This window comes from Allocatenococcus thiocycli (assembly GCF_921292965.1).
In the GTDB taxonomy this organism is placed as follows: Bacteria; Pseudomonadota; Gammaproteobacteria; order Enterobacterales; family Vibrionaceae; genus Vibrio; species Vibrio natriegens.
In genome coordinates this window covers 1-15,858 of sequence record NZ_CAKLCK010000042.1, presented here as the reverse complement: position 1 = coordinate 15,858, position 15,858 = coordinate 1, and the positions used below count along the sequence as shown (strand labels likewise).

Sequence of the window (15,858 nt, the reverse complement as noted above, 5' to 3'; positions counted from 1 at the left end):
TTTCAAGCCAAGTTGGCTTCACTCTTTTGGTTGGCATCATCGTTTCTGCCGGCACTGGCGTTGTTGATAAGCTTAACCGCGCTTTGTTCATTGGTATGATCGCCGCACTTATCCTTACTCTTTTCGCTCTTATGCCAAGCGTGACGTTTGAAGGGCTAGATGAAGTCGTGAGCGAAGACAAAGTAGCGCTGATTAAAACCAGCTCAGTTCTATTTACGAGCTTTGGTTTTATGGTCGTGATTCCGTCTCTGGTTAGTTACAACAAAGAAGCGAGCAAAACGCAGTTGCGAAACATGATCATTGTTGGCTCAACCATTCCTCTTATTTGTTACCTGCTATGGCTACTTGCAGTTGTGGGCAATTTACCCCCTCAGGAGCTGGCTCAATACTCAAATGTGACGGAATTGATTGCGGTGCTTGGTCAGCAGTACTCTGGTCTGGAGTTTATTCTATCTATGTTTACTGGTTTGGCGCTATTGACCTCGTTCTTAGGGGTGGCGATGGCCCTTTACGATCAAAATGCAGACTTGTTACAAGCGGGTAAGCCAGTGGTATTTGTCACCACGTTTATTTTACCGTTACTGGGAGCCGTGTTTGCACCAGAGCACTTCTTAGCCATCCTTAGCTATGCAGGTATTATTCTGGTATTCCTTGCGGTATTCGTTCCTTTGTCTATGACAATGAAAGTTCGTCGTGTACCAGTAGAAGATAACAGTATTTATGAAGCTGGTGGCGGCGTAATGGGAATGAGCATGATGTTCCTGTTTGGTTGCTTCTTGCTGGTTGCTCAAGCTGTGTAAGCTTTTACGGTCAAATTTAGTAGAGCCGCGCTGATAAAACAGCGCGGCTTTTTTATTTGTTATGAAATGTATGGCTAAAGTGGGGGATGCATAAGGAGAGTAATTGTTCTGACGTAAACCTGATATATGGCAAAAACTCTGACGGTTTGGTGAAAAACCTTAGCGGTGGTCTGACATGAGTAGGATAGCTGCTGCCTAAGATTAGAGTGGTAATTTCGATGAGAGGAACTGTTGTGTCAAAACAATTATCTGTTGCCATGGCTGGCGTTATGCTAACTTTAGGCATATTTAGTGCCGACGCGATGGCGGATCCGAAGCATAAGCATCGCTATGAACGTGAGCATCATCACTACCACGATGATCATGACCATGATCGTCACCACCATAAGCACAAGCGTAAACATAAGCATAAACATCGAGATGTAATAGTGGTTGAGCATAGACCACCAAGACACCACTACTATTACCGCGATCGCGTTCCTAGTAATAGTGTCTTTATCCAAATTGGTAATTTGACCTATTTAAAAGTCGATGATCACTATTATCGTCGTTCAAATGATCGTTATGTTCACGTTGATTTAAGACTCTAGTCTGAATTTACAAGTGGATGAAACAAAAACAGCGAGCCTAGCTCGCTGTTTTTGTTGCAGATGACGTTATACCGTAAATCGGTTGAGGATATCATCTTGCTTATGAACATCCTCCTGCTGAGTTCGCATCGCTTCGTTAGTTCGATTCGCTGATTCAGCGACCTGAGTCGACAGGTCTTTAATATTAACGGTATTGTTGTTGATCTCTTCAGCAACTAAGCTTTGCTCTTCAGCCGCAGAAGCGATCTGTAAGTTCATATCCGAAATTCTCTGAATAGCATCTCGAATACGTTGCAATGAGTTATTAGCTAACTCAGCTTTTTCTACGGCTTCAACTGCGCTGCCTTTACTTTGGTGCATTGCGCTGGCAACAGATGAAGCGCCAGACTGAAGCTGCTCAATCATACTGCGAATCTCCGTTGTAGACTCTTGTGTGCGCTGAGCCAACGTACGTACTTCATCAGCAACAACCGCAAAACCTCGGCCAGACTCACCCGCTCGAGCCGCTTCAATTGCTGCGTTTAGAGCCAGTAGGTTGGTTTGATCCGCGATATCGTTAATCACTTTAAGGATCGTTTCAATGTTCGCCGTTGCCGATTCAAGAACATGAACTTCTTCGACGGCCAAATCGATGCTGTCTGAAAGCAAGTTGATGGTTTGTGTCGACTCGCTTACGACTGTTGAACCCTCTACCGTCGCTTGATCGGCTTCTTTCGCTGCACTTGCGGCACCTTGAGCATTGTTCGCCACTTCGGTTGCTGTAACCGACATTTCGTGCATGGCCGTTGCTAACTGTTCAAGCTCCTGTAGCTGAGTTTGAATAGCGCCTGCGGAGTCTTCAGCACCTTTGGCGGTAATTTGCGTACCACTTAGGATCTGGTCAGAAATACTCTTCGATTCAATGATTTGGTGCTGTAAGTTTTCAATAAAAGTGTTGAAGTTTTTCGCAAGCTCAGAAAACTCTGGATCGGTATTGGTTTCCAGACGTTGAGTGAGATCGCCTTTTCCTGATGCCACATCTTTAATCGCGTTGTTGAGAGTATCAAGCGGGCGCATTAATGTGCGAATCAACAGAGTTAACGCGATAATTGACGCGATAATCGCAATGATTGAATAAATGATTGCACTGTTACGTAACTCGGCCACATCCGCATAAGCGATGGTTTCGTCGATCACTGCACCCAGATACCAGTCTTCACTTGGGATGTGTTCCAGGCTGACCATGTATGGGCTGCCATCAATTTCAATCTTCTGAGTTGTGCTCTCCAGTTTTACTTGCGGCAAGTAGCTGCTGATTTTCTCGCCATGGAGCTTGCTGTTCGGGTGTGCAATGGTGGTGCCGTCTGATGACACAAGAAATAGATAGCCCGCATCAAACAAGTTTACTTGATTGACCAAATCGGAAAGTGTCGTGAGTGCTAAGTCATAAAACATAGCACCTGTAAACTGGCCGTTGTTTTTAACTGGCGTCCCAACGGAGATGATTACGCTTTTTGTAGAGACATCAACGTACGGTGCGGTCACTACCAAGTCGCCTTTGCTTTTTGCGGCGGTAAACCAAGGACGTTTACGTGGATCGTAAGTCGCATCTGGCTCCCAGCCATCGTCGTTTTCGACAACCACTCCGTTACGCTCGTAGCCTAAACCAATGGCGATGAAGCTGGATTTTAGGGTTGGTTTCTCGACAATGCTCTTAACATAGTCCTGTGAGTTTGGGTCGAGCTCTATGATCTCGGTTGTGGCGCGAGCGAGATTCTTCTTGGCTGACATTTCTGATTCTACCGTGTTCCCTACGCTCGTTAAGATTTCTTGTACGCTAGAATCGATATGTTCGCTGGTTTGAGCTCGGATCGTTATGACCTGCTCTATCGACAGTAGCGACACAGTAATGAGCAACAAAATTGAAGAGGCGGTGACAACCTTGTGTCTGAATTTCATAGTTTTCCTCTGAGTATCCCTATGGCTTATCCCTGCTTTCACCTCTGCTTACTCGGGTGAATTGACAGCAAAAGAAACCGGTGTGTTTGGTTCTTCATTACTTATCGACAATATTGTGAAAAACTTGAAACCAAACATGCACGATTTGGATGAAAAAACACGTAATTTGGCACTCTGGTTATAGATGAAAAATAAAGTGGTTATTTATTGCTTGTATATGAATGAGTTAGAGGGTAGTGCTCGTTGAGGGGAAAATATCCAGACTGGTCTGATGAGAAAATACGCCTCTCGGCAACAAGAGAAATTACTCTTTTCTAAGGTTGATATTGTTGGCCAAGATTGGAATGAAGGAGGGCGAGGGGCGTTGTGTACAAACAAAAAAGGCCCCGCCGAAGCAGAGCCTTTATGAGAGCAAGTGACGTTAGAATATCAAGTGCGCCATACCAGCAATCACAGGTAGTGTGATTAGCGTACGTAGAATAAAGATAACGAACAATTCTACGATGTTGACCGGGATCTTACTGCCTAGTAGCAGCGCGCCCACTTCAGACATGTAGATAAGCTGAGTTACAGACATAGCCGCAATAACAAAGCGGGTCATTTCATTATCAATTGAAGCAGCCAGAATCGCAGGGATAAACATATCAGCAAAGCCCACAACGATAGTTTGCGATGCAGCAACCGCTTCTGGGATTTGCAGCAATTCAAGGTAAGGGATGAATGGCTGGCCCAAGATCTCAAATACTGGCGTGTATTCTGCAATGACCAAAGCAACCGTACCAAGACCCATTACTACAGGTAGTACGCCAAACACCATGTCTATTGCGTTGTGAACACCTTCTTTAAATACAGACTGGAACGAAGTCACTTCTGATGCACGTTTCAGTGCCAGATCCATACCCCAAGAGAACGTTGTATGGCCTTCAGGAACTGCATCTGCATCTTTGTCTGGCTTGCTGTCATCAATGTAGCGATCTTTTTTCAGGCTTAGTGGCGGTAAGCGTGGAATGATCACTGCAGCAACAATACCTGCAAGACAGATGGTGCCGTAAAATGGCAAGAACAAGTGCTCAAGTTGAACCTGAGCGATAACGACTAAGCTGAACGTAATCGAAACTGCTGAGAAAGTGGTACCCACTACCGCAGCTTCACGTTGCGTGTAAAACTTGTTTTCGTACTGTTTACTGGTCAGCAAGATACCAACACTGCCATCACCTAACCAAGATGCCATACAGTCGATAGCACTGCGGCCTGGTAGGTTAAACACTGGACGCATTATTTTACTTAGCAGTGCGCCAAACAGCTCCAACAGACCAAAGTTAAGCAGCAAAGGCAGTAATAGGCCAGCAAAGATGAATACCGCAAACAGTGTCGGTAACAGGCCTGTCAGAACCAATCCACCTGTGTTTTCTTCCCAGACCGCTTTAGGGCCGATCTCAAAGAAAGTCATCAACACGGCAGCTGCGCCAATTAAGCGAACAAGCAACCAAAGTGGGGATGGGTTAAACAAACCGTTAAGGAAACCATTACGAAGGATCGCAGCAGGCTGGAAAATTTTGCAAAGAACAGAAGCGACAGCCATAAAAGAGATGATAACGGTAATAATGGCAATCAATGTATCGCCAAGTACAGCAGGAATGACTTTAGCCATGACCGCAACTGGGATAGTAAGATCACCATCGTAAGAGATTGGTGCCATAAAAAGCAGAAGACCGATTAAGGATGGAATCAGGAACATCCAAAAGTTGCCTTTAGGTGCTTCAGTAGCATTAGTATTATTGTGCATAATTGTCTCGTGTTACTACTAGTCAATACTTGCCATAATCCATGACATAAATATTCACTAAACATCCGTATTTAATCGCAGGTTGCGGAGGGTACCCGCAAACTACATCCATTGCAATACTATTCATTAAATACATTTACTTATTCAGTCGATTTGTCGGAAAATTGATTGAATAATGCGTTTCTGTATACGAATATGTTGCTCGTGTTAGAAAATTGTATCATTAATTGGCTTGTGTGAAGGTAATTCTGAGAAGCAGTGTGATTGGAATAGTAAAAACGCGGCTAAGTGTGATTTATATCACGCAACAATTGCGGGATTTTTCACCATTACACTTTCTTAACATAAGGACTTTCCCATGACTCTCGGCAAGTTTGAGTGTTGAACACGGGAAAGGCAAAGTGAGGGATTGTCGTCAGATTTAGAATTGGAGTTTAGCGGCGTGTTTGTGGCGGTATTCAGTTGAGTTCCTGCTTGCAGTCTAAGCGTTATGAAGCTATTTGCACTTAGGCTGCTGTGCCATTATTACTTGAAGGTTTGTCTGAATTATCAAGACGTTGGGCTATGGTTTAGCCTGTACAAATACATCCAGTAAATGATGGCGGTTCCGAACGCTAAGAGCGCTGGAAATATCAATGTATGCAGACCATACACAGTAAAAAGCGCGGCACCTGCAACGCCACCGAGTAAAAATCCGGAAAAGATGAATAAGAACAATAGGGCCTTTCGACGGTCAAATTGACGTCCGCGCAAGCTTTCTCCAATCATAATGCCCAAATCAGTAATAATACCGGTCATGTGAGTGGTCCTGACTACAGCGCCGCTAAACGTCGTAATCATCGCGTTTTGCAAGCCGCAGGCAGCGGAAGCTAAATATTGGCCATAAACGTTGCCCTGTACCAAGAAGCCTAAACTAAGAAGAAGTAAGCTGCCTTCTATACACAGTGCGACCCCGTAACGACGTCCAAGTTTTAATGCACTGCTTTCGATAAAGAAACCACTGAACGCAGCACCAATCAAAAAGCTAAATACGATGAAGAGCAGGTGAATGGAGCTGTCCACACCTGTTAGTAAGCTATTCCCTAGCTGAGTTACGGTTCCGGAGATGTGTGTTATCGCTTGATGTTGAAAGCCGAGAAGACCGACGGCATTGACGCAGCCTGCAAGAAGGGCAAGTAGAAACGCGCCATATTCCACCCAACGAGGAAGTCTGGAAATCACAATAAAACCCCACTAAATGTTAGGAGCCGATTATAGCGCTCACACTGAGATACGAAACCCCTTACAGTACAACTCGGTTGATCATTCTCAAAAAAAACTCAAAAAAGCAGGGATAGGCCAATCACAACAAATGATTGATAAGAAAACGTGTCGGAAAAACGCATGATAACAAGCTACTTTTTGAAAAGTGTGTACCGTCCTAAATAAGGTTGCCACTTATTCGATGTGCTCCATCGTGCATTCGAAACTGACCCAGCCATGCTTTCGCTCTTCATAGATAGAAATGGTCGGTTCTTGGAATTCTTTGTCACTAAAGAGCCCGACAGGTACAACAATAATGTCTGGTGCAGCGGAGAGTAACAGGCGCATGGTGGTGCCACATGCAGGACAAAATTCGTATCGGACTTCGCTCCCGTCATCGCTGATTCTGGTATAGCTAATTACGTCACCATCTAAAATGACGTGCTCTTTGGCGAAGCGAGCCTGGACGCCAAATACGCTGCCAGTTCGCTTTTGACACTCAAAGCAATGGCAAATCGATGTACGCATGGGTTCACCTAAGCAGCGAAGCTGAATCAAGCCACACGCACACTCACATGAGTGGGTTCTGTTTGGTTTTGGCATCGTTAAAATTAAATAACCTCAAACTGTCTTCATGTCCCGTGCAGCACCTGTACTGGCGATCGAATGGTTAGTGCCACGCGGGGCTAAATCTTCTCAAGTTCTCAGAGAACAGTTTAGGACATTTAAGGCCGAATACCTCATGGCAGCGATCACCTTTCCAACGAAAACTCGACGAACTTAGGCAGGCCAAGTCAGTTTTATTTTGAAACATTTGATGTATTGATTCGAAGGTTGTTTTACGGTTATGGCTCTTTATTTGGTATATACTCCGAGCGCGATTTATAAAATATAAAAACAAGGAAGTCTTCATGGCCCGCAATAGAATTCTGCCTATTCCACTTATCCTTTTTATTCCCGTTGTATTATTAATCATCGTGATTGTTGCTGGTGTTTACCGATTTAGCCTCTCTGATGACGAAATATTAACCAAGTTTCCGCAGAGCGAAGTTCAGACTAATACGATTATTTCGGACGTGCTTAATATCAAATCTTCAAATCCGTGGACAATTCAGGTTCCCGAACAAAATGCAGTGAGTTTCATTGATGAGTGGGATAAAGAACTTGGTTATTTGATTGGTCAATACGATGCTGGGGCGACGAAAGGTAAGGTTTTGTTACCGACTGAATTTATTGTTCAACGCCAGATAGAAGACGTGCCTTGGATTGTTGCCCCTATGATTGTTACCTCACAGGGAACAGGATCGTTTTATTATATTGGTCTGTTTAAATTTGATGCTGTTCCAAGCCGAGTTATATTACTTGATAGTGTATTCATTGGCGATCGTATTAAATTTAATCAACTGGAATGGCGAGACGATACAATTATCGATGCCTCCTATCTGACGCACGATGAAAATCAAGCGATGTCTGAAGTGCCTAAACAATTAAATTCTGTATCGCTGAAGCGTGTAGGCAATTTCCTACATATGCAACAAAGATGAATTTATTTTACTTATGTAAAAAATAGGTGTTTTCTGAGCTAGATCTCGAAATTTCCTAGTGATTTCTTATGCGGGAATGAATAAGCTATTAGGCCTGTTTATAAGGAGATAGTAATTCCCGTGTCTACAAATGAAATTACAAGACGGTTGCCGAATCTGACAGGTCGTAGAGCGCTGCTGTTGTACTCCTTACCTGTTTTGTTCGCGATTGGTGTTTCCCACTCTCTCAAAGAGTCACCATTAACGAAAACCATCGCTTTAAACCTGCCGGAATCGCAGGTTGTTGAAAGAATTCTTGATGCGACGACTGCAGAAGTTGTCACCCCACCGAACTTTGAGTATCAAATCCAAGCAGGCGACAATCTTAGTACCATTTTTAGTCAGCTTGGTTTCGGCTACAGCTCGCTAATGAAAGTCATGGAAACGGACTTAAACTACCTTGCGCTTGATACGCTAAAACCAGGCAATACATTGCGATTTTGGCGTGACGATATCGAAGGTGAACTGCTTAAAATGGAACTGCAATTTTCTATTGCAGACAAAGTGGTTTATGAGCTGAACCGTGACGGCAATTATGACTTTACCGACATTTCAATTCCTGGCGTATGGAATCAAGAACCACTGGTTGGTGTGATCCAAGGCAGCTTCTCTTCATCAGCGAGTCGTCTTGGCTTAACTTCGGCTGAAATCAGTCAGGTTGTGACCTTGCTGAAAGAGCAATTAAACTTTGGCAAAGATCTTCGTGCCGGCGATCGCTTTGAAGTGGTTCGACGTTCACAGAGCATCAATGGTGTCTCTACTGGTAAGAACGAAATTGAAGCGATAAAGATTTATAATCGCGGTCGTGAAATTACCGCTTACTTGCATACTGATGGTCAATTTTATAACGCGAAAGGTGAGAGCCTACAACGAGCTTTCCAGCGTTATCCTGTGAGTCGTGGTTGGCGAATCAGTTCTGGGTTCAATCCTAATCGTCATCACCCCGTGACAGGCCGTGTCGCGCCACATAATGGTACCGACTTCGCAACACCAATCGGAACGCCTGTGGTTTCGACAGGTGACGGAACGGTTATCATGACACGTAAACACCCATACGCGGGTAATTACGTGGTGGTTGAACACGGTAGTAAGTTCAAAACCCGCTATCTACACCTAAGTAAGATCCTGGTGAAGAAAGGGCAAAAAGTGTCACGTGGTCAACGCATCGGTCTATCTGGTAAAACAGGCCGTGTAACTGGCCCTCATCTGCACTATGAATTGATCCAGTATGGCCGACCAGTCAACGCCATGAGAGCGAACATTCCAATGGCGAGTTCGGTGCCTAAGAAGGAAATGGCAACGTTTGTTGCTAATCGTGATGCGATGGATAAGCTTCTGAAGAATAAAGAGAAAGCGGTTTTATAACACTTCGCTTTTACTTTTGTGCAAAATTTAACCTTGAAAGGCCAGGCATTGCTTGGCCTTTTGTTTATTCACTTTTTTATGCGCTTTTAACTTGTCGCTTATTAATCAGCGTGATCATCTCGCTTACACGGCTTGGTTTGGCGTAGAAATAGCCTTGAATGTAATTGCACCCCATCTCAATGAGCTTGTCTGAGGCATTCTTATCTTCCACCCCCTCTGCGATTAAGTTCACGTTGAGCAATTGGGAAAGTTGCACGATCAATAAAACCACTTGTTCAGACGTTTTGTTCGAAAGCATATTTCTCACAAACGTCGCATCAATTTTTATGATGTCGATAGGGTAGTTGTGAATATAGTTCAGGCTTGAGTAGCCAGTACCAAAGTCATCCAAGGCGACTTGAAACCCGAGATAACGTAATGAATTCAGAACCATCTGTTCTTGTCCACTTAGGGACAGTAAAACGGTTTCGGTGAGTTCGATAACAAAGTCGCAGGTCGAGTGTTGGTACTTGTCTATCATGGACGTTAAATGGTTGATGTAGCGCTTAGAGTCCACCAACTCATAAGCAGAACAATTTATCGATAACTTTACGCTGTGACCTAGTTGAGATTCCAATTCTTGTTTGGCAATACAAGCGAGCTCAATAATGCGCTCACCGAGCTCTACGATTAAGCCAGATTGTTCGGCTGCTTCTATAAACTCAGAAGGGGCGATGTTGCCCAATGTGTCACTTTCCCAACGGGAGAGTATTTCAAAGTAATCCCACTGGTCAGCGTTGATGTCCACGATCGGTTGAACAACGACATACAGTTCATGATTGTCTGTAATGCTCGTTTTCAGCTGCTGACGTATCACCTCAATAAGTTGCGTTTGTCGATGATAAAGGGCACTAAGCTGCGTGTCATAGTGCTGTATACGCGTCTCTCGGTGTTTCTTGCAATCTTTCAAGGCCAGGCTGGCATTTAGGATAAGCCCATCTGTTTTTGGGCTGTGATTGGCGGCTCGCGCAATACCAATACTCACTGTGAACGAGATGTGGTTCGATTTATCAATGTAACCCGTTTCTATGATGTCGAGAATCTGCTGGCACACCGCAACAGGGTCTTCGTCATAGGTGATAAATGCAAACTCGTCGCCAGCAACCCGAAACGCGTTTTCTGGGGAGGACAGGCTTTCTTGGATCGCATTTGCCGTGAATTTAATAATCTGGTCACCAATATAGTTCCCATTTATATCGTTAATCGACTTGAAGTTATCGATATCCAGATAAGCAAGATTAAAAGGGCGCGACGACTGTTGTGTTAAAGTTTCCAGGGTATCAGCCAGGCAACTGCGGTTAAGTAGTCCTGTCAGATTGTCGTGCGAAACTTCGTAACTCAGCTGGTTTAGAAGTTTATCCGAACGCTCACTGACCCATTTTTCTCGTAAACTGTGGATGATGACATTGGCGTAGAGTTCGAGCAATGCTTGCGCTTCTAGTGCGGAAAAGAGATGGGTAAAAGTAGAAATCAAAATACCGAGTACATCGCCATTTTGTGTTTTCAGTGGCAATCCTAAATACGCTTATATGCCAATTTCGCGAAACATTTTATCTTCGGATACATCACGATATACATGATCTTGAAAGAAGATATTCTCACCGATATCGTTAACCACTTCCTCGCATGGTGAGCCAGAAAGCGGGTACTCAAGGTGATCTTCGATTTTATCGTTTCTAGCAACCGATATTGTATGAGCTGAGTGCTGGAGATGAGCCACCTCGACAATACAGGTACAGTGCGTGTTCACCTGTTGATGAATATCTAAAATCACCCTGTTTAGTAGAGCACTACCACTCAGCTTCAAGATCTCATCAAGCTTTTGAAAACTGATTTGTACATGATCCATTGTACACGTCACCTAGCGTTGTTTGTTCTATATCGTGTGGCGTTGATTCTGACTAATTTGAAACGTATCAGACAAACTATCGTTTACTTAGGTGGATTTTTCAAACTTTGCCAGCGACTAAGTTACAGTATGGTTTACCTGTAAGTGTAACCAGTGGCACGATTTTTACCTCGCCAGGCCAGTGTTTGATTACTTTTCATCAAACAAGGGACTGCTAATGGAGCGTTGTTAGTTATCTGAAATTATTCTCGTTTTTCTTCTTCTAATCGAGATTTTAGATAATCGAGAAACAATTGAGTTCGGGTATGTTGATAGTCTAATTTAGGGTAGTAAGCGTAGACGATCGCTTCATCAGCCGTAATGTCTGGCAAAATAGGCACTAATGCTCCAGATTTTAGGTCATCTTTGATCATGACGTTGTTGGTCATGAGTATACCCATCCCTCGCTTAGCGCCATGAAATAAAGCTTCTGGATTTGTCGTTGCAAAGTTGCCGGATAAGCTTATCCGTTGGTTCTTATTGGTCTTAATTTCTCTTGAGGGTTTTTCACCCCATATAAGCACGTTGTGTCGGCTTAAATCTTCGACGCGTTCTGGTGTGCCGTATTTTTCTAAATAACTCGGGGCAGCATAAAACTGAGCTTTGTGTTTGAACAGAGGGCTAGCCTTAAAACTGAGTGAGTTGAGCTGATCTAACTCGCGGCTGATAAAGAGGTCCAAACTCAACTCAGGAAGTTGACCGGGCAATGTGGTCGTCAGTTGTAGTGTGATGTCTGGGTATTTTTCGAGAAAGTCATCCAGATAGTGGACAAGAAACTTCGAACCTACTGCGAGTGTTGCGCCAATTTTTAAAAGCCCTGCCGGCGATTGGTTCACAGAGCGAGTTTCGTCTAAAACGGACTGCCAGGAATCGAGCTGACTTTTAGCTCGCTCATAGAATAGAGCGCCAGCTTCCGTTTGGCTGATTGAACGAGTCGTGCGTTTGAGCAGCTGCACGCCGACTTTGTCTTCAAGCCATTGAATCCGCTTGCTGATGGCTGAACTGGTGGTATTGAGTTTTCGTGCTGCACCGTTAAAGCTGCCTTCTTCAACGACACGAATATAACTTTGTACACTTTGAATCCAATCCACTGCTTCCTCCTAAGAACTAATTCTTTGCGATCTGAACTAATTATCAACTATGCGTGTCGAAATATACACTGCAAGGTACAAGGCTGTCATCGTATGAGAGCGTGTCTAAATCATTATCTTTTGGGGAAGTTTATTACTTTTGACGGGAAGAATGGCTGCTCCCTAAGTAGAACCGGCCAGACGCAACGGTTTGAATCTTCTTGCAAGGGAGACACCACCTTTCTAAAATGCGCAGCAAACCGTCTTTAATCGTTAGGTGAAAGAATGCAACAAAACGAATTTGAAACGCTGGTAAAAGAAATTATCCAGCAAGAAAACATGCCTAAAGCACTTGAGATACTAAAAGCTTGTGAAGAAGAAGAGGTCGCGCAAGCGGCTCAGTCTCTTACAGGTCAGTTTGGCCTTGCGGAAGTCGATGGTGAAAAGCGTATTTACCATATGACAACTCAAGAAGACGAGTCTGGTGAAGAGCAAGAGTATGTGGAACATGTCATGAATGAAGGCGATCATTTAATCAAGTTTGCCGCTTGGTTCTTTGAAACCTTCTTTGAAATCAAACAGAAAGATACTTATGTTGCTGCAGGTAAAACCTACCAACAACCAAAACGCTGAGTTAAATGTGTGTCCAGGTTATTTAGGTCTGAAATTTAATTACAAAAACATGTGATTTAGATCTTGTTTTTGTCCTTTTGTGGTGTAATATTACCACATAAACAAGAAGGATAACTTCAGGAGAAGGTCATGACAAACGAACTTGGTGGCGCTTACATTGGCCAAATGATTGCTAAAGATGCAATGCACAAAGCACTTCACGGTAAAGCGAAGAAGAAAAAAGCTTCTGCTCTTTCTCGTTTAGTGAAAAAGCTAGCGAATTAATACAAAAAGCCCTGATTACTTAATCAGGGCTTTTTGTTTCCATAATTACTTCAGCGCTTCTACAAACGATATTAATCACAGTCAGTGACCGAAATAGCATAGATAAAGGTTTAAGACCAATGTCAGACTATGCAGACTGACTCGGTATCTCTACAACATTATTCGGGACTTTATCTAGCCCCTTTGCTACTAACCACTTTTCCAGACTATCAGCACCTCCAATATACTTACTTTCTAGCCAGATCTGAGGCACAGTGACGGGTGTTTTTTCACCTATGATGGCTTTGACTTCCGGGATCATTCTGTAAAGTGCGGCACTGTCTTTCACCACATCGTAATATTGGTATGTGATACCTGCATCATCAAGCAGTTGCTTGGCCTTCTTACAATGTGGACACGTAGCTTTTCCGTAAACAATATTCCCTTTGAGGCTATCTCGTTTAACCCACTCAGCAATAACCGATTGTATTAATACACCTCGGTTTAATGCTTCACCTTGGCTGATCACCTTACCTTCTACTATCAGAATAGGAGCGTGCCAGGCGCCTTTCTTTAAGGGTTCCCACCAGTGGGATAACCAATCTTTGACTTCCAGCTCTACAGGCACATCTGACAGCTCATTTTCAAAAGTATCGGTTAAAATATCGTGGGTTAGCGTGCATTCTCCGCAAGGGATGTTCACTTTGAAAGGCCCCCAGCTTCCTGCCCATCGATAGAGTGTGATCTTAATTGGTTGTGTCATGCGACGCTCCTCATTTCCTTCTCTGAAAATATAGAACTCAAAAGCGGGGTTTTTCTTTCAATTCAATGGGTATTTTTACTGTTTGAACCTGTGGTTTAGGCCAAAGGTGCGGCGATTGTTTGTGAAGTCACTGGATTATAATGGATTTTTCTGCTGATTGGATTGTGGAGCATACGCGCTATTGGTCTTTACGCCAACAAAAAGCGCCAATAAAAAAATGCCTCCCATAGGGAGGCCACATTACCAATTCAAAGGACGTGCCTGTTAAAACAGGTACAAAGAACGAGAAGCACAAACGCTGCCATGCATTTGCAATATCTATGATTGCAGTTCGCGTGCCAACTTTTATCTTGTTGAAATATAAGCATATTTATTTTTAGGCTCTATACCTCTTAGGAGGTATGCACTAAGTCTGTGAAAAATTGCATTAAAACAGGGCAGGGAGAGGAAGAATATGTGGGAATAAATCGCGTAAGTGAATGAAAGTAGTTAAGGAAGGATTGGGAAAACTACTTTTATGAAGCAAAAAATGGCCGACAAAGGTGCCGGCCAAGGACTCGCTCTAGGACAAGAGAGAATTAGAAATCGTAACGTACGCCTAGACGTAGCGTGTCTTCACCTTCAGTAACCAAACCTTCGGCATTTTTCTCTTCATCAAGTTGGTTGAAGTAGTAAGCAAGGTAAGTACGGAAGTTGCTGTTTAGTTTGTAGTAACCAACAAGTTCGAAACCATCAGTTGAGTCGTATTTGCTCGCGCCGTCTGGATCGTTTTCTTGGAAAGTGTACATACCCGCAATCGTTACCTGGCTAGCAACTTTGTAGCTCGCAACTAATTCGTAAGCAGTGAAGTCTTCAGAATCAGATAGTTGACCTTGTGAGTAAGTACCTGCAAGGTAAAGGTTATCCAGAGAGTAAGCGATACCACCAAGAAGTTGGTCTTCAGAGTTGTCTGCGTCAACATCGCCACCCGAGTATGCAAGACCTAGGTCCAGACCCATTGGCAGAGAGTACATACCTGAGATGCCATATTTGTCTTGGTTATCATCAGAGTTTGCTTGGTAAGTCGCTTGCAGTTGTAGAGCATCGAACTCACCACGGTATGCGAATACGCTGTCTTGCTTGTCAGAAGATGAATCGATAACTTGTTGAACACCAGAAAACTCAGTGATATCCGTCATATCAGAGATGATTACCGCAGCCATATCTTGACGACCTACTGAGAAAGCACCTGCATTTGAATCTACACCAGCGTACATGTAGCGGTTTTCAAACTCGCTTGAACCTGTATCTTGCTCAGCTTCGTATACACCAAATGCTGAAAGGCCGTTACCGATGTCTGTTTTACCTTTAAGGTTTACACGAGCACGGCTTTTATCTTTCATTGAGCCTTCTACTTCTTCACCGCCTGAACCGATGAAGTCACCGCGAAATTCAACACGACCACCAACTTTTAGCTCAGTGCCATCGTTTGAGTAAACGGTTGCTGCGAAAGAGGGTGCTGTTACCAATGCCGACAGAATTGCAGTAGTGAGTGCTGCTTTTTTCATTATCTTAATACCTTATTTGTTATAAATGGGCTTTCTTGCCTGATGTGTTGATGACGCTAAGGTAAACGGTGAAAATGAAAGATAGATTTCTGTTGTGTGATGATTCGATTTCAGTTTTATTGCTAATAAATTGCTGACTTTTCTATATTTTAATCAATATCAGCACATCACTTTACTCAATATCCAAACATCGCCCTTCAAACTCAACAGCCTGAATCAAAAACGCTCTGCTTCAGATTGGTGACACAAAACTCAAAATAAGCCGAATTGCTTGATTTTAAAAAGCGGGTATGCGATCAAGTGTCGTTAACTCTTAGAATTTGTGTATGTTTTGTTTTGCAGGGACGAGCAATGGGTGAAATTCAGGTCGA

The 15,858-nt window shown here is 43.5% G+C and carries 13 protein-coding genes and 1 pseudogene; 6 read left to right on the top strand and 8 right to left on the bottom strand.

Features of this window, described 5'->3' with window-relative positions; genetic code table 11:
• Together L9Q40_RS17390 and L9Q40_RS17385 are read left to right on the top strand one after the other, a co-directional pair.
• Positions 1-800 (top strand): aromatic amino acid transport family protein (locus L9Q40_RS17390; protein ID WP_498794062.1); only part of this gene is annotated, 800 nt, incomplete at its 5' end.
• A gap of 233 nt (positions 801-1,033) precedes the next feature.
• Positions 1,034-1,390, top strand: a complete 357-nt coding sequence (locus L9Q40_RS17385) for a VPA0510 family protein (RefSeq protein ID WP_020335318.1) — start codon at positions 1,034-1,036, stop codon at positions 1,388-1,390.
• Positions 1,391-1,456: 66 nt separating this feature from the next.
• Here the strand turns inward: L9Q40_RS17385 and L9Q40_RS17380 are convergent, their stop codons facing one another.
• The 4 genes from L9Q40_RS17380 to L9Q40_RS17365 form a co-directional block, all read right to left on the bottom strand.
• Positions 1,457-3,328: a methyl-accepting chemotaxis protein gene (locus L9Q40_RS17380; RefSeq protein WP_065301363.1), complete on the bottom strand. Its 1,872-nt coding sequence runs from the start codon at positions 3,326-3,328 to the stop codon at positions 1,457-1,459.
• A 421-nt stretch (positions 3,329-3,749) separates the two neighbouring features.
• A complete protein-coding gene (locus tag L9Q40_RS17375; RefSeq protein WP_014234663.1) occupies positions 3,750-5,114 on the bottom strand; it encodes a YjiH family protein in 1,365 nt (454 codons plus the stop codon).
• 549 nt (positions 5,115-5,663) lie between these two features.
• A complete protein-coding gene (locus L9Q40_RS17370) occupies positions 5,664-6,335 on the bottom strand; it encodes a YoaK family protein (RefSeq protein ID WP_014234662.1) in 672 nt (223 codons plus the stop codon).
• A gap of 216 nt (positions 6,336-6,551) precedes the next feature.
• Positions 6,552-6,959, bottom strand: coding sequence for a GFA family protein (locus L9Q40_RS17365; protein WP_498794061.1), 408 nt, complete (start codon positions 6,957-6,959; stop codon positions 6,552-6,554).
• A gap of 308 nt (positions 6,960-7,267) precedes the next feature.
• On the opposite strand from L9Q40_RS17365, the gene L9Q40_RS17360 reads away from it, so the two are divergent.
• On the top strand, positions 7,268-7,900 hold the full coding sequence (locus tag L9Q40_RS17360; RefSeq protein ID WP_498794059.1) for a hypothetical protein: 633 nt from the start codon (positions 7,268-7,270) through the stop codon (positions 7,898-7,900).
• 120 nt (positions 7,901-8,020) lie between these two features.
• Positions 8,021-9,304 (top strand): peptidoglycan DD-endopeptidase ShyA, encoded by a 1,284-nt coding sequence (shyA, locus tag L9Q40_RS17355; RefSeq protein ID WP_014234659.1) that lies wholly within the window; start codon positions 8,021-8,023, stop codon positions 9,302-9,304.
• Between the two features lie 76 nt (positions 9,305-9,380).
• On the opposite strand, the pseudogene L9Q40_RS17350 reads toward shyA, so the two are convergent.
• A pseudogene (locus L9Q40_RS17350) lies at positions 9,381-11,192 on the bottom strand (putative bifunctional diguanylate cyclase/phosphodiesterase).
• Between the two features lie 242 nt (positions 11,193-11,434).
• Positions 11,435-12,322 (bottom strand): LysR family transcriptional regulator, encoded by an 888-nt coding sequence (locus L9Q40_RS17345; protein ID WP_014234657.1) that lies wholly within the window; start codon positions 12,320-12,322, stop codon positions 11,435-11,437.
• A gap of 264 nt (positions 12,323-12,586) precedes the next feature.
• Here L9Q40_RS17345 and L9Q40_RS17340 point away from each other — a divergent pair, with 264 nt between their 5' ends.
• Positions 12,587-12,934: a hypothetical protein gene (locus tag L9Q40_RS17340; protein WP_014234656.1), complete on the top strand. Its 348-nt coding sequence runs from the start codon at positions 12,587-12,589 to the stop codon at positions 12,932-12,934.
• A 129-nt stretch (positions 12,935-13,063) separates the two neighbouring features.
• Entirely contained in the window at positions 13,064-13,198 is a 135-nt protein-coding gene (locus L9Q40_RS17335) for a hypothetical protein (RefSeq protein ID WP_014234655.1), read from the top strand.
• A 127-nt stretch (positions 13,199-13,325) separates the two neighbouring features.
• Here the strand turns inward: L9Q40_RS17335 and L9Q40_RS17330 are convergent, their stop codons facing one another.
• A complete protein-coding gene (locus L9Q40_RS17330) occupies positions 13,326-13,940 on the bottom strand; it encodes a glutaredoxin family protein (RefSeq protein ID WP_020335311.1) in 615 nt (204 codons plus the stop codon).
• Between the two features lie 578 nt (positions 13,941-14,518).
• Positions 14,519-15,487 carry a porin gene (locus L9Q40_RS17325; RefSeq protein WP_420659824.1) on the bottom strand — a complete coding sequence of 323 codons (969 nt, stop codon included), beginning with the start codon at positions 15,485-15,487 and terminating at the stop codon, positions 14,519-14,521.
• Positions 15,488-15,858: the final 371 nt, after the last annotated feature.

Coding starts and splice junctions, on each gene's coding strand:
- L9Q40_RS17340 (WP_014234656.1), top strand. CDS start 12,587: ATGCAACAAAACGAATTTGAAACGCTGGTAAAAGAAATTATCCAGCAA.
- L9Q40_RS17360 (WP_498794059.1), top strand. CDS start 7,268: ATGGCCCGCAATAGAATTCTGCCTATTCCACTTATCCTTTTTATTCCC.
- L9Q40_RS17330 (WP_020335311.1), bottom strand. CDS start 13,940: ATGACACAACCAATTAAGATCACACTCTATCGATGGGCAGGAAGCTGG.
- L9Q40_RS17325 (WP_420659824.1), bottom strand. CDS start 15,487: ATGAAAAAAGCAGCACTCACTACTGCAATTCTGTCGGCATTGGTAACA.
- L9Q40_RS17335 (WP_014234655.1), top strand. CDS start 13,064: ATGACAAACGAACTTGGTGGCGCTTACATTGGCCAAATGATTGCTAAA.
- L9Q40_RS17375 (WP_014234663.1), bottom strand. CDS start 5,114: ATGCACAATAATACTAATGCTACTGAAGCACCTAAAGGCAACTTTTGG.
- L9Q40_RS17365 (WP_498794061.1), bottom strand. CDS start 6,959: ATGCCAAAACCAAACAGAACCCACTCATGTGAGTGTGCGTGTGGCTTG.
- L9Q40_RS17380 (WP_065301363.1), bottom strand. CDS start 3,328: ATGAAATTCAGACACAAGGTTGTCACCGCCTCTTCAATTTTGTTGCTC.